We start from the raw sequence: 18,528 nt of genomic DNA on the forward strand, positions 1-18,528 counted from the left end.
CAAACCAACGACGACGAATATGAAGACCAGACCCGCAGACTCTCGTTATGAATGAGGGAGCCTCGGGGGGCAGGTCATAAATTTTCCAGTAAAATGCCAACCTTGTTTGAACACGCAGTTCGAAAAAACAACGCTGTGCGTAATCTTATTTGAAAAAATTCCGCAGAAGAAGTCGCAGTCTTCAAACAGCATATACGAAGAAAGTCGTATCGAGTATCTACTTTGTGACCGTATCACCTGCCTCCTTACTCTAAGGCGTTGAAGAGGGGGCAGGCCCCAACCAGAGCCGTTGCGATAGGAAGGGACGACATCAATTCTTTCTAAAAACTGGCTAAAGCTGTGTTTGTCTGGATACTCGGGACACAATGGGCCGTTTGTCCAAGAGTTCACTTCTTCTGAGTTGAAGTTCCTTGACGGATAGGCGGTAACAGCAAGTGCGTCGATCATAGTAAGGGCACTGTTTTCGGCATTCTCTTGGTATAATTCCAAATCGCGCCAATTTGGTGTGCCTCCATCAATCCAATCGACGCGATGGACGGGGAATCCCTGCTCCCAAATTACAGTCAAAACATCCATTAGTTCCGTACACTTATTCTGAAAGTCACTGACCGCTTCAGTTATATTGTGTGATTTCTCTGAGATTATGAAGCGAACTTCGTCATATATAAACCTGCGGAGATCCGGACCAATCCTTTGCCCGGACGTTAACCGACACCACCGAGCCAAAAAATCAATCGGATCACTCGCATACGAATTGAGCCATTTGATTGTTGCGCGAACCAACGCTCGAGCCGCCAAGTACTCCGCAAAGCTCTTGTGGATGAATTCATATCCTGGTGCTTCGTCACTTGTTTGTTGTGTATAGATTTGTAGCGCTACATTTTTGAGGTCAGCGCTTGCCAGTCCCGAAAAAACTTTTTTCGTTTCAGGAGAGTAAACCGTATCTCTTAGTTTCACAAAAACAGCATCATCTCCTGTTCTGCCTCCGCCTCTCCATGCGGCCAAACCTAAACACTCCATGAGTGTGAAGAACAACTTTTCCTCGTTGACGCCTTTTTTTAGGGTATCACCCTTCTCTTCCACATCTCGTTCGTGAATACTCGAGAATATCTCTTGATAAACTCTATTTCTATTCTCCGCTGCTTCACGCCAACGGTCTCCCGCAAACCCGGCAACAAATAGCAAATATAGTAACAAGGGCTCTTTTGTTAATTCACTTAGCTCTTCGCCCAAGAAGCCTTCGGGTGGGCTTGCGCTGGCTTCAGAATTGAACCACTGCGCGCACCGTAGCCAAAGCTCTTCTCTTTGTTCAATTTCGCGAATATTATTTGGGTCTTCTAAAACTACTCCCGTATCTCCAATTCGCATGAAATCTCGTTCTGTTAGTCTGGAAATCGGTGCGGTGTTTAAAACATGTGCAGGGTTGATTGAAAGCTCAGATGCCGCCTCATCAGCCGCTTGCGGTCGGCCCAATATTATGGCCTTTACAAACGTGTTCTTGGAAGCAGCGTTTATTTGGGTCAGCCAGCTGCGTAAGTTGCCGACGAACTTTCTTGTAACATCCGTGCCGCCTTGATCCTGCCGTTTAATCTCGTCAAGGCCATCAAAAACGATGAGTAAAGGCTTTTGATCTTCTCTAAGTGTATCCACAGGGTTAAACGGCAACCCGCCTCCACCTCGTGAAATCTCGACTTGTTTATCCAAAATGGAAGGAATTTCTCCCGACACGTCTCTTCCTTGCAATGGAACAAAGAAAACATTGTATCGGCCTGCATAACTCGTTCGGTGTGCAAATACTTTTGCGGTGCTGGACTTACCGCTGCCTGGGGCACCGGTCACGATCCTAAGTTGGTCTTTCTTATCGTAATCTAGCAGCCACTGTCGCAAAGCGTCGTCTAGCCATTCAACCTTGATAGGCACAGGCTTTTTCCGCTTTCTTGAAACCAAATCCTCTTCCTCACCCTTCAAGCGAGAAAAACAACGTAGCCGAACATAGATGTCCGATAACGATGCTCCGTCGAGCGGTTGAGCGAAAACAGGTTCATCTGATACCGCTCTACGTAGTGCTTCTTTGTATGCCGACCATTCGTCTTCATGTTGCAAAAGACTGGATGCGTTTAGTTCCAGAGCGTCCACTAATGAAGTGTATTGTTGAGACGAATGGATCAAAACATATTTTAGTGCGTAATCAATCGATTCCCGCAATCGGTGCCGTAGAAAGTCATCTGGTTGAATGTGTTCAGGATCTACCGCCCGCGCCACCGTTGGTATTTGTTCACTCAAAGCGGCAAAAACCGATAGCTTTTGTGGAGATGATGCTGTCTCCTTGGTTAAGCCGAGCTTGTCAGTTCTTGAAACTTGGGCACTTTCTTCAAGCAGTTTCTTAATCAAGCCGCGAAACTCATTTTCGTCACTTGGGCGTCTAGTCAAATTTGCGTTCCGAAAGAAATCCGAAAGCCCGAGTACCACTGTATCGCACCAAAGTTTCCAAGCCAGCTGTTCAAGTGAAAAGTTTTTGCTGTGATACTTCTGAGTGATCTGAATAACCGACTTCGCGGCATTCAAATATTTTTGTTCGGCCAAGCTCCAAACTAGGTCCACAATGCTAGAGATGCTTTTGTCCAAGCTACCTTTAGGGGGCTGACTATCAAAAAGAATTCCCAATGTTACCTCATTAAGAAGCTGAAAAGATCTAAATTGTTGTGCAATGCTAGTTATGGTTTGAAGGTTATCTTTGGTCCTTAGTTACAACCATAGGGCAAGTCGAGCGTAGTGTCGGACCGATCTTCTTACTCGGTCATCTCTGCTGGTGCCGATGTTGTGGCGAAGGCTAGGATTGGCGCCGACACAGTGTTTCAGCCATTGAATTTGATTTTCGGGCTTTATGCAATGATTTGTGGGACAAATCTTGCATCCCCATAAAAACCGCAGGCTTGTAGAAACCGGTGCTTGTCTGCTTCTGCCGCGAGCGCCGTCTCCATAGCTTTTAGGCGAACTGACGCGTCGGAACTGGTTGCTGCAATCTCCATGCAATCGGTTCTAACAGCTTGATAAAATGCAAATGTTTCGCCGACTAGTGCTGTGGTATCTGCCTGTTCTGCTTCCGACAAAAGGCGATCTGTCAGTTTGTCAAAGAGGCGCTGGGCGTGCTTGGATGATATTCCGAGTAACGCCCCGATCCGCCCAAGGGGTGTGCCTTGCAGCGACATGCGGTGGACAACAACTAATCTAAACTCGTTGATGTATTCAACGTCGCCGCCCTCGGCGGTCGCCGGTTGATCTGCGATATCAGCTGCTACGTGGTTTGCACCCGGGTTCAATCCGGCACACCGAGCACCTGAGGTTGACCGCTTGGGGTGAACAGCAGCGTGGGGAAACGCATGGTCCAAACGAATTGGTCGATCTTCCCGGATGGCGGCTTCGATTTCTCTGTCTATGCCGTCCAACGCTTCCGGTGGCCGTTCGGGATACTGCCTGACGGAGCATTGTATTTGTTTTCGTACATGCTGCATACGCCGACCCTCAGTGAAACCGCCCTTCGGTGTTTTCCTGTGAGGGATTTGACCTAAGGTTGGGTCTCGATCTTGGCTTGTGTTATCCATGCCGTTTCTCTCCGTGGCCAAGGCGTGTCAGATGGGATTTCGACTTTGAGCCGCACTCAGAGTTGCACCCGGGTTCAAATGTCGATGTCCAAACGGGCGATGATCCAGCCTAAGGCGAAGAACCCCGGATAGAACAACAACCAACCCCCATATGTCAGGTAGTGGACCGATGATTTTTCATTCCGGTGGATAAGCGACAACATCGCGTTTTCATCGCCGTCGAGCGCTTCGCGGTATGTGCGCGGAATGATGATCTTGCTGTATGCGGCATGGCCGACCAGCAAATACGAAACTGTGGCAATCGCTATCAAAGCATTCATGGTTTTCTCCGAATTTCCTAGTGCTTGGATGGAACTTTGAACCCGGGTGCAAATCGGGCGCTTTCTCTGACAGGTTTGAGTCCGGCCAGAGCTTGTCAAAGAGCTCTTCGGTCATAACAACATAAGATACACGACCGCCGTGACGAAGAAATGTCGGGCCAGTATCTGCTTGTTTCATAAGACTGACCGCATTGTACTGCAGCGTTTCGATATCGAAACGCCGACGTTGGATTGGTGGAAAGTCAGTATGGTTCATGTGTTTTCCTTTCAAATGCGCACGTCATTGGCCACGGAGAATTCCGTGTTCGGTGCGGCTCGAAGGAAAACGATCAGGTCATGGTTTCACGTAGCATATCGAAGTCCCGCTGTCAGCAGAGGTGCAGAAACAGTTCAGTGCGGACCTTCGGTTGTATCTTCATCAATGGCTGCCTCGCGGACTCTCCTGCCCTTCGTGATGGCCGATTAAACGTCTGCTTTGTAGTGCTTTAGAAACATCGCGACGCAATCGTCCAATACGTCTTTCGGCGTGGGGTTCTCACCAAGGAAGAACTCTGGCCAGAAGAAAAAGTTTTTTACAAGCGCCAGAAGTTGATTGGTCGCAAAAACCGGATCAGCCTTTCGGATCACACCTGCGTCCATGGCTTCGCTGATCAGCCTCGTTATTGGGTAATCCTGTGTTGCTGTTTCAGTGAAGAATTGCCGGGATCGATCAAGGTCACGGATCAATTCTGAGATGACCATTCGGTTTAATCCGATGGCGGTCTCATCGGTGATCACCTCAATGTAGCGCCACAAGGCGTTCTTCAGTTGCTCGACGAAGTCGCGATCCGGGTCGTAGGGCACCGGCGCCATGCTCCAGTTCTGCTCGATCATGATCTGTGAGATCGCCTCAAACAGGGCCTCTTTACTCTCAAAATGATTGTAGAGCGTGCGACTCGATACATTCGCCTTTTTGGCGATCGAGGTGGTCTTTGCCCCCAAAAACCCCTGCTCTTTGAACTCATCGATAGCGGCATCGATAATATCTTTTCGTTTTTTTTCAGTGCGTTTCACGATTTTTGCCTCAAAAGTAAAAAGGCGTGTTTACAAACGCCATCCCCTCACCATAAGTAAACACAACGTTTTACTTTAGCAAGGCGCAAAGCTGCCTGACCCCGAAAGGACCAAGACTATGACAACCCAAAATTTCGACGCGGGCAAAAACGAAGTCACCTTCAAATCCTTTGGTGTGGATTTGGCAGGTGACCTTTACCTTCCCGAAAGTTTCGACAAAACCAAGACTTACAAGGCCATCGTTGGTGCCAGCCCATTCCCACAGGTCAAAGATCAGATCCCCGCGACCTACGGCCCAGAAATGGCCGCACGGGGCTTCATCTACCTCGGTTTCGACTACCTCGGCATGGGCTCGCCCCCTGCGCTGCCCGGAGAGTACAAGCAATCCCGCTACATGTTCCGGCTCATCGAAAACACTTGGGACGCCGTGTCTTACCTCGGCACTCTGCCGTTCGTTGACGAGATTTACGGTCTGGGCGTTTGCCAAGGCGGCTCGATCATCGCGTCCGCTGCCGTGACCGATCATCGGATCAAGAAAATCGCCATGGTGTCCGGCATGATGGCAGCCGATGGCTTCCAATGGAGCGACCGAGACGTGGTCAACCAGCAGATCGCAGCCTCGAACGCCTCGAAGCAGAAGATGTATGAAACAGGCGAACCGGATTACGTCGCTCCCTTTGGCCTCAATGATGAGCAATCCCGAGAGGACTTTGTCGGATCGGGCGTTAATCCGATGGCTGGTGAATCCTACGACTATTACGGTCGCGATGGTGCCAAAGGCCCGGTCGCGGTTCCGACCTACACCAATATGCATATCGGCGATCAGGGCATGCAGTCGCTGATTTCTATTGGGGAAGCCTATGCCGACAAGATCGTGCAGCCGTCCCTGACCATCTACAGCAGCACGGCCTTTACCGCGCCATGCTCCACCCAGTTTGTTGAGAAGCTGACGAACGACCACGAGGAACTTGCGTTTGACGAGTTCTCCCATGTGGACTTCTACTACAAGCCCGAGGCCGTGAAGGCATCAACCGATGCTGTTGCTAAGTTCTTCAATAGATGAAGTGACGAGGCAGAGGTCATACAATGGTCTCTGCCTCCTTGCCGACAAACGGAAGTTAGCCCGAGGTTCAGCAATGGCCGCTACGGGCTCTTAGTCGACCTCAGAGGCGGAGCAGCATCTTACGTCCACGGCGATCACTACGCAGTCACTCGCGGCCCAAATCGGAGCTATTTTGAGGTTGAAGGCGATGTTGAAATCGGACCTGGTCTTACAGTGCTGGCAGCCCCCGGACACGCACCTGGTCAGATCGCCATGATGGTTGATCTTCCATCGGGTGCATTCTTGCTGACGAGCGATGCAATCTCCCGGTCCGCGGAGATCGACGAGAAGTTTGCGGGGTCCTGGGATGAGCAGGCCGCGATTGCAAGCGCGGACCGACTCATGCGTCTGGCATCCCAGCGGGATGCCTTCGTGATTTATGGACATTGTCCAGAGCAATGGCCTGAACTGAAAAAAGCACCAGAATTCTATCGCTGATCACGGAAGGGGTTCCGCCTCAATTTCGAAGAGCACTCCTCCCCTGTCCGTCATCGAATGATTGGAACACGAGCGTTTGATTGCTTTTGGAGGATCGAGTTCGCTGTAGTTTCAATCTATGCCGCGTTGTTTTGATGCAGCAAGCGGCGTTTCTGGATTGTCTGGTGTTTGATCTCCTTTCATTGTCTGAGGATGGTTTCGGCCCTGGCCCCAATGGCTCATCCCGGCAGACCTGCCGTCCGCAAGGCTTCAACGACACGCGTGCGATCCTCACCACGCCGAAACGAATTTATTAGTTGTGTGCGGTCGAGGCGAAAGTCTGGGTATTCGCCAAGCAACGACTGTGCCTCTGTCTTTGCTTCCTCAACCTGATCGGATCCTACCAAGTTGAGTATCCGGTAAAGTCTTGTGATTGTCTGCCCGCCCTCGCTGCTTGCCAGGATCTTGAGTGCGTCGTCACTGCGATCGTGTAGGAAATAGGCAAGCGATAAGTAGTTTTTGAAGACATCAGGCGCATACTGATTTGTTGCAAATGCACGTTCAAGATGGACCAAGGCCTGTTCCGGCTCACCATTCCACAATCGCGCAAGGCCAAGTGCGATCATCATGTCGCTATGATATGGGTTTAACTCGTAGGCCCGTTCGGCATGGGCCACGCCTTTTGCGTAATCGCTTTCGAAATAGCGCAGGCGGCTCATAAGCCGGTGAATGTGAGCAGAACGCGGATAGCGGCGCATTAGATCGATCATTTCGTTGAGGGTGAACTCGAGTGCATCTGCTCGCGTTGACGGCCAGCCGCCGGCCAGTTCTATGGCATATGTCCAGCAAAGGCAGAGCTTGGGCCAAAGCCCCTTGGGATCTGATTGCAATACGTTCTCGAAGTGGCCTCTGGCGACTTCGTTGTCTTTGGGATTGACCCGGTGAAGGAGCTGAAGACCGCGCACAACCTGCTCATGAAGCGAGAGCTCGGAATCCGGTTTCTCGGCAATCGCCTTCGCCTGCTCCTCACCGACCGCATCGCTCATTGTGGATGCGACCAACGCGGTGATGTCATCCTGAAGCTCAAAGACATCATCAAGGCTGCGGTCGAGTGTGTCGGACCAAACCCGTTGACCATTGGAGACTTTCACAAGCTGCACACTTATGCGTGCCCTCTGAACCGCAACCTGTACCATGCCTTCTAGCGCGAATTCGGCTCCAAGCCGACGACCGGCTTCGAGAGCTCCGGAGTTTGCGATGGCCTGCTTCGCACTACTGGGATCTATGAGTTCGAACTCCTCAAAATGGGCAAGCGCCGAGCCCAGGGTTTCAGTCAGCCCTGAGGCCAGGCTTTCTGCGTCAATGCTGGCACCCTGGTGTCGAAACGGTGAAAGGAGAACGGTGGGAGGCTTCCAGGTCGAATTTGAATCGTTGCGTCGTGCTGCCATTTGCAGTTCATCGGGGAAAGAGCGTACACCGGATGTCAGGCGATACACACGCACCGGTTCAGCTATATTTTTTAGGTGCTTGGCACCAAGATCCTCAAACTGTGCCTCAACTTTTCCTTTCGATTGACGCCATGCATCCTCGGAAAGACAAATTCCACCCGGTTCCGCAAGTGCCTCCAGGCGGGCAGCGACGTTGATCCCTTCACCAAACAAGTCATCATCCTCGACAATTACGTCACCCAAGTTGATGCCTATGCGAAACACCAGCGGGCCTTCCATTTGGTCCTGCCATTCAATCGCGCATTGCACGGCTGAAACAACGCTCGGAAATTCAACGAGATATCCATCTCCCATCTTCTTGACGATGCTTCCGAGATAATTGGCGACGGTGGGTTGGATCAGCTTTCTCTCGCAATCTTTCAGATGAGCAAGCGTACCTGCTTCGTCTTCGCCCATCATGTTCGAAAAGCCAACGACGTCAGCGGCAAAAATGGCGGCAAGTCGCCGCTTCGGTTTGCTGTTTTCCATGAACCTCAGATTAACCCAGGGTTAAGCTCAAGGCTATGTCTCAGGCGACAAGCGGACGCCACAATCTCAGCACCGTTGAAGCGTAACTTCTAAGCCAGCAAATATTGCATCGCTTTGAAGGCATGCTCGGGGCTCAATACAGCTGTTTTCTTCAACTCGTGTAAGCGGAATGCTGCGGCCCTAAGCTGCCGTTGGCCAACGGGTCAAGATGCTGCGGTAGCAGCCCGCATTCCTGCCATTCGCCGCGTGTGCAAAAACGGCATATGGTCGAACTCGTAATCTGCGGACGAAGCTGCCGTGCACCTCAAACATTCAGACGTCTGCTTTTGGTCGTGAACGTCTCAAGTGGCTTCGTTGCGACTTAGTTTTCGTCAGCTCATTATGAGCGACGCACCCTTTTCGGCGACCATCATCGTGGGTGCGTTGGTGTTTCCGCTTGGCATTGTTGGGAATACGGATGCATCAACCACGCGTAGATTTTCGATTCCGCGCACCTTCAAGTCTGGGCCTACAACTGCAGTCTGATCGATGCCCATTCGGCAGGTTGAAGTTTGGTGCCAGGTGGTGCTGGCTTCAGCACGTGTTGCGGCGATGATGGCATCCCGATCTGATCCGGGTCCGGCAACCGCATCCCTAACGCTCTCGAAAACCGGATGCTCGGCTAATCGTTGGTTGAATCGGATGAACTCGACATGGGTGTCGACATCGAGTGGGTCTGAAAAATAGTTGGGATCGACCAAAGGGCGATCAAATGGGCTGGCCGACGCGAGCCGAACGCTACCTTTCGAGAGAGTCCTGCAAATGTAACCACCAAACCGAACACTGGGCGGCGTTCCCATCGCTCGATCCATATGGGTGTTCGAGACAAAACAGACAGACTGCGCGCTTGGATATTCGTCGCTGTCTCGCAACTTAACAAAGGCTCCGGCATCAACGCCTGTCGTGGCGAGCGGGCCCGTCCCCGTAGCCTCAAACTCGCGCAAACTCGCCGCCTCGTTTGGGATCGGAAAGCCAAATTTCTCTGGTTCGCGTAATGTGAACAATACTCGCGGCCCGCCGAAATGATCCAGCAAATTTTGGCCGACGCCCTCAAGATCGTTCAGGCATTGAATGCCATGCTCTTCCAGATGCTTCGCGGGACCGACGCCCGACAGCATCAACAATTGCGGTGTGCCAATTGTTCCCATCGAAAGAATGACTTCGCCCGCCGACACAACCGTGGCCTCGCGCCCTTTCGAGTAAGTCACGCCTGTGGCGCGATTGCTTTCAAACGTCACGCCTGTCAGCAAGGCCCCAGTGACAACCATTAGGTTGGGACGATCCGTGACCGGGTCCAAAAAACCATCGGCTGCGCTGATGCGCCGCCCGTTTTTAGTTGTGAACTGGTAGAAGAAACATCCTTCCTGCGTTTTGCCGTTGTAGTCTGGGTTGCGTGGAACACCGACATCTTCGTAGGCTTCAAAGCACATCTCTTGAAGCGGGTGCATATTGCGCGGCATCTCAATGGAAATGTCACCGTCTATGCCATGAAAGTCATCGTCGAAAATGCTGCTGGCCTCCGATCTTTTCATGAACGGCAGCACGTCGTCATAGGACCAACCTGTATTTCCGAGTTGAGCCCAATGGTCGTAGTCGCCGCGATTGCCGCGCACATACATACCCCAATTTATGCCGCTTGATCCGCCAAGACCCTTGCCTCGATTTAGCAAGATGCGCCTGTTGTCGAAATGTTCTTGGGGTTCTGAACGAAACGCCCAATCCAGCGGTGTGTCCCACTGATCCACGGACGCGCCATACGCTTCCAGGAGCGGACCTTTCATTTCTTGCCCAGCCTCAAGCAAGAGAACTCTGTTGGCCGGATCGGAGGAAAGTCTGTTGGCCAGAATGCACCCTGCGGTGCCCGCGCCACAAATCACAAAATCAAAGGCCACCATATGAATTCCGCCACGCATTCAAACAATCCCAGTTGAACGTAGCAAATCAACTACGACGTGGATAGAAGGCGGCACTACCGCGCACTACAACCCGTTGCCAACCCCTGTGCGCCAAACGGTCTCCTTGTAAAACCCGACATTTGTAAACGATGTGGCATCAGTCAAATTGGGCTCGATGCGGACAATCAGAACAATTCAGTGAACGGCTGCCTTGCGGGACGAAGCTGCCTGATGCTGGTGCAGCAAAAACCACCTTGGCCGCTCAACCGTGTTACCCAATTACACGCGGCGGCGCAGCTCGATTTCCCGAAACCGGACATTCAAAGTCGTGAAACAGGCTGAAATCCAACCCGGCCATTCGCTGCGCTTGCACCAATATCCGCTATAACCTTGCCCACATGCTGATGCCTCAGCTCGGATGGATCAAACGCGCCCCGTCAGCGTAGACCTGTTTCCATTTGATGATCGAATACGATTTCCGGAGACCCGTCGACCAAAATGGGTCTTCATACACCAGTTGATCGACTTCGTCCTCTGTGTCTCCTTCCACAATCCACAAACCGTCGCGTCCTTGATCTGCGGCGTCGGACAACGGGCCAGCAGCCTCGATCTTGTCCGCGTTCGTCTCTAAGAAATCTAGGTGCTTGGCCATATGCGTTTTGCGGATATCTGGATCGGCGTCTGGTGCGTCTTCGAACAGGATGATGAACTTCATTTGTTTTCTCTCCTCCAGTTTCGTGAGACCAAGATTGCCACAGTAAAACTGAAGATTGAGTCAGCAATATCGGCAAGTTACTCTGCAAGAATGCAGAGACACGATTGGAACGATCTCAAGTACCTCTTGGCGCTTCACCGTGAAGGTAAGTTGATCGAAGCAGGGCGGAAGGTTGGCGTTAGTGATACAACGGTAGCTCGTAGGATAAAGATGCTCGAAGAGGCACTGGCGACAACGCTGTTCTTACGCAGCGCAAATGGACGGTACGAACCAACTGACGCGGCGCTGCAGATTCTGTCACACGCCGAAAGCATCGAGGCAAGCCATGCTGCGATAAGCGCAATTTCCGGCGAAAGCACAAACCGGGTTTCGGGTTCCGTGCGCTTGAGCGCCGTACCCGTTATTGTGAACCGTTTTCTTGTTACTCAGCTTCCTCTTTTGACTCGTCTGCATCCAGACCTTAGCGTCGAGCTTGTTCCGAGTTCGGACAATCTGGACTTGTCCAAGCGTGAAGCCGATCTTTCTGTGCGCTTTGCACGTCCATCTGATGGGGGTATGCGCACCAAAGCCCAAAAGCTGGGCGAGGTGTCATTCGTTGCCTGCGCCGCAAAGAGTATCTCGCCCGAGCATTATGAATCATTGGGCTGGATCACCTATGACGAGGCACATTCTCGCCTGCCGCAGGCGCGTTGGCTTGAGAGTACGGCGAATTCTGAAGACCTGCGTGCCGGTTTGCGGGTAACGGATGTTGAGACGGCGCTGCAGGCCGTTGTGGCGGGCATTGGAAAGACGCTACTGCCAAGAGCAGTCGTTTTGTCCGATCCACGATTGCAAGCGATCGAGCCAGAAGATTGCGCCAAGTTTCCAAGCAGGGAGGTTTGGATGTTGTCGCATGTGAATCAGACATCAAGGGTGTCAATTACGGCAGTTAAAGAGTGGCTAATGAGTTTGAGCTGGCACTGACGCGCGCCCTAGTAGCGGCAATTCATACGAGGTAAAGCATCGCACAAAACGAACTTTCAGAATACCTTATCTGCGAGGTGTTCGGATGCCAGTTTCATGCGGCGTGATCTGCTATTTAACCGTCGAGTTTGATTGGTTGCTTATCCAAAATCTATAGCAGCCTTCGGGTCCCCCTCGAACACAGGGCGCATGAAATATCGGACGTGGCGCTTGATGCATCCAGTCTCACGCGCAAATCTGAAGACGGCCTGGCACTCTTCGTCTGTCTCGATTTTTTGCCGGTAGCTTTCGTATTCCGCTAAGCTTTGGAAAGAAAAGGATGCTGTCGCAAAGTCGCTAGGTCCCTCATGGGGCAAAAGGTACCCATGATGCTTTCCGCCAAAGCGATCAACAAGCGCGATCCAAGAACGGGCATATGCTTCGAACTCTGTAAGTTTTCCGGGCGTAATCTCATATTGAATAAAGCATGTAATCATTTTTACCCCAATTAAACAGCGTCCGGTCCTACCTCATGTAACAAAACAAAACGGGTTTCTTGAACCTGTTTGTTCATTGCGACGTGCAAACCGTTCAACGGTTCGGTCCGCATTCCGACGTAATCCCATGCGTCAAGCGAGGCCTGATGGGAGTGAAACCGCATCTCTAGCACGACAGCTACGTCGGGAATGTCAAAGAGAGTAGTTGTGACCTTGCCTGCGTTTCCTCCAGGGCGACCGGTCCCAACAGTTTTTCCTTCAAGGTCAGTGAAGTCAGTGATTCCGGTGTCTGAACGAGCAACGTACTGAGCCATTCCGACAGGCATCGCCAGAATGGCTTTCATATCTTTATAGCCGTCTCGCAGCGCCTCCGGATCGTCGGCGTATTTTCCTGTGCCACCCACGGCGTCGAGGTAATGCGGCGCGCCTACGCCCACCATGTCGATTTCACCTTGGGCGGCCTTCCTCATTCCTGAGACGGTGCCATTTTCAACAACAGTCATAGGAATCCCGGCTTCGCGAGCGATCCCCGACCAAACGACTCCCAGTTGATAGTCATCCGAAGTCGTCGAAACGCCACTGAATACGATGTCCTGCGAAAATGCAGCGGTTGCTGCCATCGCGAGTGCGCCGGATAGCGCCATGGAGCGGAAAGTTTTGAACATCTTCTCCTCCGTTAATGTTCTATTCTACAGAACGCTGTTGCGTTAGACAGAACGCTATGCTAAGAAGGGCTGAAAGTCAAAGAAAAGCTGGAGGGCACTTGCCTTGGCGGACACAAAGGGCGTTGAAGCCGTTGATCGTGCTTTGAAAATTTTGGATTGCTTTAGTGCTGATACGCAGGAAGTCAGTCTTGCCGAACTCTCGCGTCGCACTGAATTCTACAAGAGCACAATTCTTCGACTGGTCGCTTCATTGGAGCGATTCGGGTATCTTGTGCGCGGAGAGACGGGGAGATATCGCTTAGGTCCGGCCACCTGGAGGTTAGGGTCGTGCTACAGGCAAAGCTTCGATCTTGCAGAGGTTCTGCGACCTGAATTGAAGACTCTTTGCGAAGCCACGAATGAAACCGCTTCCTTCTACATCCTCGAAGGCCGCAGTCGAATTTGTCTATACCGGGTTGAGCCCGACAGAGCGATCCGGCACTCGATAGTTGAGGGTGAGAGTATGCCATTGGACCGCGGTGCCAGTGGCAGAATCTTGTTGGCGTTCTCCGATGGTGTAGATGATCCGGACTCCGACGTTAAAGAGAAAGGCTACACTGTCTCGCTTGGTGAACGGGATCCGGAAGTCGCAGCTGTATCGGTCCCACTTATTGCGAAATCAGGCCGTCTCGTCGGTGCCCTGTCCGTATCAGGACTGATCACCCGATTTGGCGAGGAGCGTCACGAGGCTTTGGTCACGGCACTGAAAGATAGTGAACAGCGCCTTTCGGATAAAATTTCAATTTAAAGGAACCGCTATGTCGCTCTATCCACCACCGGAAATCACCGACGCAAAAGTATGGACCAGTTTGCCGGATGAGTTCCGCGTCAAAGACACTTCGCCAGAGTGGGCCTCGGCCAACAAACCCGGACGACAGATTGACAGCTTTTTGGAAGGCCCGAGTTTTGACCGTGAGGGCAATCTCTGGGTTACGGATATCCCTTACGGCCGCATCTTTAAGATAGCGCCAAACGGCGAATGGACGCTCGTGACCCAACATGACGGTTGGCCAAACGGGCTCAAAATCCATAAAGATGGCCGCGTCTTTATCGCGGATTACAAGAATGGGATCATGTGCCTGGATCCTGAAACAGGCCGAGTTGAACCCGTCATTTGGCACCGGCATTCTGAGCATTTCCGAGGCTGCAACGATCTGGTCTTTGATGCTCAGGGGCGCCTGTACTTTACCGATCAAGGACAAAGTGGAATGCATATGCCCAATGGTCGCGTATTTCGGTATGACTTTGAGGCCGAGCGCCTCGATCTATTGATTGATACCGGTCAAAGCCCCAACGGCCTGGTTCTGAATGAGCACGAGGATGTTCTATACGTGGCTATGACACGTGGTAACAGCGTGTGGCGCTTGCCGTTGATGGCCGACGGTGGCGTTTCAAAGGTAGGCGTCTACTTGCAACTTTCAGGCGGCCTCTCCGGTCCAGACGGCATGGCCTTGGATCAGTCAGGTGGCCTTTGGGTAGCACACGCCGGAAATGGGTGTGTCTGGGGTTTTTCAAAAACCGGTGAGCCTCAATACCGCCTGAAAAGCTCCACCGGTATGACCACGACCAATTTAGCCTTTGGTGGTGAAAATAACTCCGAGGTTTTTATAACCGAGTCCGATACCGGCAATATTCTGAGGGTCCGCGTCGAAACACCAGGCAGGTTGATGTACTCGCACGCAGATTAGAGGTTGATGCGACAACGTTTGCTTTGTCCGATCTGAAAAACCAACAATTTTTCCTCTAGCTTGAAGCCCGCTGAAAATTTTCGGTTTGCGGACATTCGAGCCCTGTCGTTGAAGTTCGGCTTTGTCCGCTGCCCTGCCATCTGAGAAGCGCGTGGGAATGTCCGGTTTGCGCGGTTGGCGGCGTGCCGCGCTTGCATATGCGCGCGGCTTGATCGATTGCGGCTTCGGGCTCTGAGTTCCGCTTCGGCCCCAAAGGAAAATCTTGCTGCCAAAAAGGAAGAACTATGCGTGGCGGATCAATTGTTAGGTTTTGGTGGAGCCTAGGGGAGTCGAACCCCTGACCTCTTGCATGCCATGCAAGCGCTCTCCCAACTGAGCTAAGGCCCCATCACGGTACCGTCGGTACGGTGGACGGACGTTTATGAGACCGTGGCAATGAGTGCAAGTCCAAAAATGGAATTGGTACCAACTTTCAGTCCGGGTTGCCCGCTCAATGAATAAGGCGACCCTCAGGGGTCGCCTTATTGCTAAATCAGGTTTCGTCTTCCGAGGACATGTCAGTGATGTCGTCCAGAGAAACCTCATCACTGCTGTCGTCATCGTCGTCCAGCAGATCGTCGTCCAGTTCGACGTCGACGGTGTCGTCATCGTCCAGAACCGCATCTTCTCCGGATGCGTTTTCACGCGCCTTGACCGAAGCCGCATCTTCGGCATCCGCCGCGATCATGCGACTTTTGGATGTTTGAAGCTCCACGATCTCGCCAGTGTAGGGGCTGATGATCGGGTCCTTGTTCAGGTCGTAAAATCGCTTACCGGTTGTCGGGCAAACGCGCTTTACGCCCCATTCTTCCTTGGGCATGTCAAATCCCCTTGATATCAGGTGAGTCGTCTAAATGATTCAGCTCAACTGCCACAGGCAGTGGGCACTGTCAAAGTCTTTGCGCAAGAGAGGTCGAGATATGGGAGAGCACGCATTGCCAGGGACGCCGCCAGTGCCGCTGAGGTTGCGCAAATCGGCCCGGGCACGGCGCATCAGTTTGCGAATTTCCCAGTTGGACGGTCGGGTTACGCTGACCTATCCAATCGGAGTACCTGAATCCGAGGCATTGAGTTTCGCCCTTACCAAGGAAGAGTGGATTCGGCAGTATCTGCAGGATCGGCCGGACATTGCCGTGGTGCGGGTCGGACAGATGATCCCGATTGAAGGCATTGACCGGCGAATCGTACCTGCAACGGGTCGGAGGGTTCTGTTGCAGGCAGATGAAGTCGCAGTTCCCAAAGGGGCCGAAGCGCGCCGGTTGGCCCGGTTCCTCAAGGAGTTGGCGCGGGACCGGTTGATCGGTGCGTGTGATGACTATGCGGCAATGCTGGGGCGCTCGTATACCACGCTTAGCCTGCGCGATACGCGGTCACGCTGGGGGTCGTGTAGCTCGCATGGCGGGTTGATGTTCTCATGGCGTCTCATTCTGGCGCCACCAGAAGTGCTGCACTATGTGGCCGCGCACGAAGTGGCCCATCTTGCCGAGATGAACCACTCGCCCGCTTTCTGGGAGCAGGTCGAGAAGATCTTTGGCCCGTATCAGCAACCCCGCCGATGGTTGCGAGACAACGGGGCCGAGCTGCATCGATACAGGTTTGATGCAGAGCCGAGTTGACCTCACGCCGTTTTGTGATCACATAGTCGGATGTTGAGCGCACGCCCTTCCGAGACCCAAACCGCCACCCATGACCGGGTATACCGGGTTCTGAGGTCTCGAATCATGCACGGGGAGATGGCACCGGGTCAGGCCCTGACTTTGCGTGGCATCGGCAAGGAGTTCGGTGTTTCAATGACCCCGGCGCGTGAAGCGGTGCGCCGTCTGGCGGCCGAAGGAGCCTTGTTCCTGTCCACCTCGGGCCGGGTCTCGACCCCCGAGTTGACCAATGACCGGATCGAGGAACTGGCCGCATTGCGCGCGTTGCTGGAGGTTGAACTGGCCAGCCGGGCTTTGCCAAGGGCGCATATTGCCCTGATCGACAGGTTGCAGAGCATCAATATGACCGTTGCCGAAATGGTAACTAAACGGGATGCAGTTGGTTACATCCGGTCAAATCTGGAGTTTCACCGCACCCTATACCTGCGCGCGCAAGCGCCCGCAATGCTAGCCATTGCTGAAACCGTCTGGCTGCAACTGGGTCCGACAATGCGCGCGCTATACGGGCGTCTGAGACGCACCGAACCGCCACATTACCACAAGCTGATCATTGCCGCGCTCAAGGCCGGAGACGAGCCCGGCCTGCGGCTGGCAGTGCGCTCGGACGTGACACAGGGGCTGCGTTTGCTGGTTAGCTGAGCGGCTTCCTGCCGACATGCAGTTACCGGCTTTCCCGAGCATTGCTGTTCTGGCCTGCGCTGCCCGGCTGGGTTACTCTTGAGACAAATCACAAACAAGAGCAGACCCCAGTCATGATCAATCGCCGACACTTTTCCATTTGCCTTGGATCAACTTTATTGGCCGCCTGCACGGGCGGCAGCGCGCCGTCCAGTGCACCTGCATCCCGTATGCGGGCAGTTCCCAATGCAGGCTGGGATGCCTGGGTTACTGGGTTTAAAGGCAGGGCGGCATCGCAGGGAATTTCTCAGTCCACAATAGATCGCGCCTTTCAGGGGGCAGGCTACCTGCCCGATGTGATCGAACGCGACCGCAATCAGGTAGAATTCAAGCGCTCGCTCGAAGACTATCTGGCCATCGCTGCCTCGGACGAGAGGATCAGCACCGGCCAGAAGATGCTGCGGCAGTACAACGGCACGCTGTCACAGATCGAGGCGCAGTACGGCGTCGACAAAGAAGTTGTCGTGGCCGTATGGGGGCTGGAAAGTCGCTATGGCGCGCGTCGCGGCGATGTGCCCGTGGTGTCAGCGTTGTCGACTCTGGCCTATGATGGGCGCCGTGGCCAGTTCTTTGAAAGCCAGTTAATCGCTGCGATGAAGATCCTTCAGAATGGCGACACCACACCTGCCAATATGACCGGCAGCTGGGCCGGGGCGATGGGGCACACGCAATTCATTCCGACCTCTTATCTGGCCTATGCCGTGGATTTCACCGGCGACGGGCGGCGCGATATCTGGTCTGATGATCCGGTGGACTCGCTGGCCTCGACCGCCGCCTATTTGGCGCGCGCCGGTTGGGTGCGTGGACAACCCTGGGGCGGAGAGGCCGGGTCTGTCTCCGGTACACCCGTTGCTGTGCTGCAACCGCAGACACCGGGGCCGCGTATTGCCGTCTTCCGCAATTTTCAGGTCATCAAGCGCTATAACAATTCGGACAGTTACGCGATTGGTGTCGGTCATCTGGCAGACAGAATTGCGGGCGGCGCGCCGTTTCAGGCTTCGTTCGGGCCTGATGCAAATGGTCTGACATTGGACAACCGCAAGGAATTGCAACGTCAGCTAACCTCTGCAGGGTATGATACCAAGGGCGCGGATGGGGTTATCGGAAAAAATACTACGTCAGCCATCAGCGCGTACCAAAGCGCCAATGGGTTGCCAGTAACCGGTGAACCTTCGGTTGCACTGCTGCGCAAGTTGGGTGGCTGAC

Annotated in this window: 18 protein-coding genes and 1 tRNA gene; 8 read left to right on the forward strand and 11 right to left on the reverse strand. The window is 53.2% G+C overall.

The window, feature by feature from the left end; all coding sequences use genetic code 11:
* Nucleotides 1–45 precede the first annotated feature (45 nt).
* From Q0816_RS08255 to Q0816_RS08270, 4 genes are all read right to left on the reverse strand, one after another.
* Complete coding sequence (locus Q0816_RS08255; RefSeq protein WP_298849346.1) at nucleotides 46–2,664, reverse strand: hypothetical protein; 2,619 nt, start codon at nucleotides 2,662–2,664, stop codon at nucleotides 46–48.
* Between the two features lie 218 nt (nucleotides 2,665–2,882).
* Nucleotides 2,883–3,602 carry a hypothetical protein gene (locus Q0816_RS08260; RefSeq protein WP_298849347.1) on the reverse strand — a complete coding sequence of 240 codons (720 nt, stop codon included), beginning with the start codon at nucleotides 3,600–3,602 and terminating at the stop codon, nucleotides 2,883–2,885.
* A 74-nt stretch (nucleotides 3,603–3,676) separates the two neighbouring features.
* Nucleotides 3,677–3,922 carry a hypothetical protein gene (locus Q0816_RS08265; protein ID WP_298849348.1) on the reverse strand — a complete coding sequence of 82 codons (246 nt, stop codon included), beginning with the start codon at nucleotides 3,920–3,922 and terminating at the stop codon, nucleotides 3,677–3,679.
* Between the two features lie 462 nt (nucleotides 3,923–4,384).
* Nucleotides 4,385–4,975, reverse strand: coding sequence for a TetR/AcrR family transcriptional regulator (locus Q0816_RS08270; protein WP_298849351.1), 591 nt, complete (start codon nucleotides 4,973–4,975; stop codon nucleotides 4,385–4,387).
* 118 nt (nucleotides 4,976–5,093) lie between these two features.
* Here Q0816_RS08270 and Q0816_RS08275 point away from each other — a divergent pair, with 118 nt between their 5' ends.
* Together Q0816_RS08275 and Q0816_RS08280 are read left to right on the forward strand one after the other, a co-directional pair.
* Nucleotides 5,094–6,038, forward strand: coding sequence for a hypothetical protein (locus Q0816_RS08275; RefSeq protein WP_298849353.1), 945 nt, complete (start codon nucleotides 5,094–5,096; stop codon nucleotides 6,036–6,038).
* Nucleotides 6,039–6,068: 30 nt separating this feature from the next.
* Complete coding sequence (locus Q0816_RS08280; protein WP_298849898.1) at nucleotides 6,069–6,515, forward strand: MBL fold metallo-hydrolase; 447 nt, start codon at nucleotides 6,069–6,071, stop codon at nucleotides 6,513–6,515.
* 218 nt (nucleotides 6,516–6,733) lie between these two features.
* Here Q0816_RS08280 and Q0816_RS08285 read toward each other — a convergent pair whose 3' ends face one another.
* The 3 genes from Q0816_RS08285 to Q0816_RS08295 form a co-directional block, all read right to left on the reverse strand.
* Nucleotides 6,734–8,470 (reverse strand): adenylate/guanylate cyclase domain-containing protein, encoded by a 1,737-nt coding sequence (locus tag Q0816_RS08285; RefSeq protein WP_298849355.1) that lies wholly within the window; start codon nucleotides 8,468–8,470, stop codon nucleotides 6,734–6,736.
* Between the two features lie 371 nt (nucleotides 8,471–8,841).
* On the reverse strand, nucleotides 8,842–10,422 hold the full coding sequence (locus Q0816_RS08290) for a GMC family oxidoreductase (protein ID WP_298849357.1): 1,581 nt from the start codon (nucleotides 10,420–10,422) through the stop codon (nucleotides 8,842–8,844).
* A 391-nt stretch (nucleotides 10,423–10,813) separates the two neighbouring features.
* Nucleotides 10,814–11,119 carry a YciI family protein gene (locus tag Q0816_RS08295; protein WP_298849358.1) on the reverse strand — a complete coding sequence of 102 codons (306 nt, stop codon included), beginning with the start codon at nucleotides 11,117–11,119 and terminating at the stop codon, nucleotides 10,814–10,816.
* On the opposite strand from Q0816_RS08295, the gene Q0816_RS08300 reads away from it, so the two are divergent.
* The gene (locus tag Q0816_RS08300) at nucleotides 11,057–12,082 is read left to right on the forward strand and encodes a LysR family transcriptional regulator (RefSeq protein WP_298849359.1); all 1,026 of its coding nucleotides are present in this window, start codon (nucleotides 11,057–11,059) and stop codon (nucleotides 12,080–12,082) included. The two genes, Q0816_RS08295 and Q0816_RS08300, sit on opposite strands and share 63 nt — an antisense overlap.
* 140 nt (nucleotides 12,083–12,222) lie before the next feature.
* On the opposite strand, the gene Q0816_RS08305 is transcribed toward Q0816_RS08300, so the two are convergent.
* Nucleotides 12,223–12,558 (reverse strand): NIPSNAP family protein, encoded by a 336-nt coding sequence (locus Q0816_RS08305; protein ID WP_298849360.1) that lies wholly within the window; start codon nucleotides 12,556–12,558, stop codon nucleotides 12,223–12,225.
* Nucleotides 12,559–12,569: 11 nt separating this feature from the next.
* Complete coding sequence (locus Q0816_RS08310; protein WP_298849361.1) at nucleotides 12,570–13,223, reverse strand: TAXI family TRAP transporter solute-binding subunit; 654 nt, start codon at nucleotides 13,221–13,223, stop codon at nucleotides 12,570–12,572.
* A 103-nt stretch (nucleotides 13,224–13,326) separates the two neighbouring features.
* Between Q0816_RS08310 and Q0816_RS08315 the strand changes: the two genes are divergently transcribed.
* Nucleotides 13,327–14,010 carry an IclR family transcriptional regulator gene (locus tag Q0816_RS08315; RefSeq protein WP_298849364.1) on the forward strand — a complete coding sequence of 228 codons (684 nt, stop codon included), beginning with the start codon at nucleotides 13,327–13,329 and terminating at the stop codon, nucleotides 14,008–14,010.
* Between the two features lie 10 nt (nucleotides 14,011–14,020).
* Complete coding sequence (locus Q0816_RS08320; RefSeq protein WP_298849366.1) at nucleotides 14,021–14,950, forward strand: SMP-30/gluconolactonase/LRE family protein; 930 nt, start codon at nucleotides 14,021–14,023, stop codon at nucleotides 14,948–14,950.
* 311 nt (nucleotides 14,951–15,261) lie between these two features.
* Here the strand turns inward: Q0816_RS08320 and Q0816_RS08325 are convergent.
* Nucleotides 15,262–15,337, reverse strand: a tRNA-Ala gene (locus Q0816_RS08325).
* Nucleotides 15,338–15,482: 145 nt separating this feature from the next.
* Nucleotides 15,483–15,809, reverse strand: a complete 327-nt coding sequence (locus Q0816_RS08330; RefSeq protein WP_298849369.1) for a TIGR02300 family protein — start codon at nucleotides 15,807–15,809, stop codon at nucleotides 15,483–15,485.
* A gap of 100 nt (nucleotides 15,810–15,909) precedes the next feature.
* On the opposite strand from Q0816_RS08330, the gene Q0816_RS08335 reads away from it, so the two are divergent.
* From Q0816_RS08335 to Q0816_RS08345, 3 genes are all read left to right on the forward strand, one after another.
* A complete protein-coding gene (locus Q0816_RS08335; RefSeq protein WP_298849371.1) occupies nucleotides 15,910–16,605 on the forward strand; it encodes a M48 family metallopeptidase in 696 nt (231 codons plus the stop codon).
* 30 nt (nucleotides 16,606–16,635) lie between these two features.
* A complete protein-coding gene (locus Q0816_RS08340; protein ID WP_298849373.1) occupies nucleotides 16,636–17,283 on the forward strand; it encodes a GntR family transcriptional regulator in 648 nt (215 codons plus the stop codon).
* 113 nt (nucleotides 17,284–17,396) lie between these two features.
* The gene (locus Q0816_RS08345) at nucleotides 17,397–18,527 is read left to right on the forward strand and encodes a lytic murein transglycosylase (RefSeq protein WP_298849375.1); all 1,131 of its coding nucleotides are present in this window, start codon (nucleotides 17,397–17,399) and stop codon (nucleotides 18,525–18,527) included.
* The last annotated feature ends 1 nt before the right edge of the window (nucleotide 18,528 follow it).

The sequence above is a fragment of the uncultured Ruegeria sp. genome, from assembly GCF_947497005.1.
Taxonomy (GTDB): domain Bacteria; phylum Pseudomonadota; class Alphaproteobacteria; order Rhodobacterales; family Rhodobacteraceae; genus Ruegeria.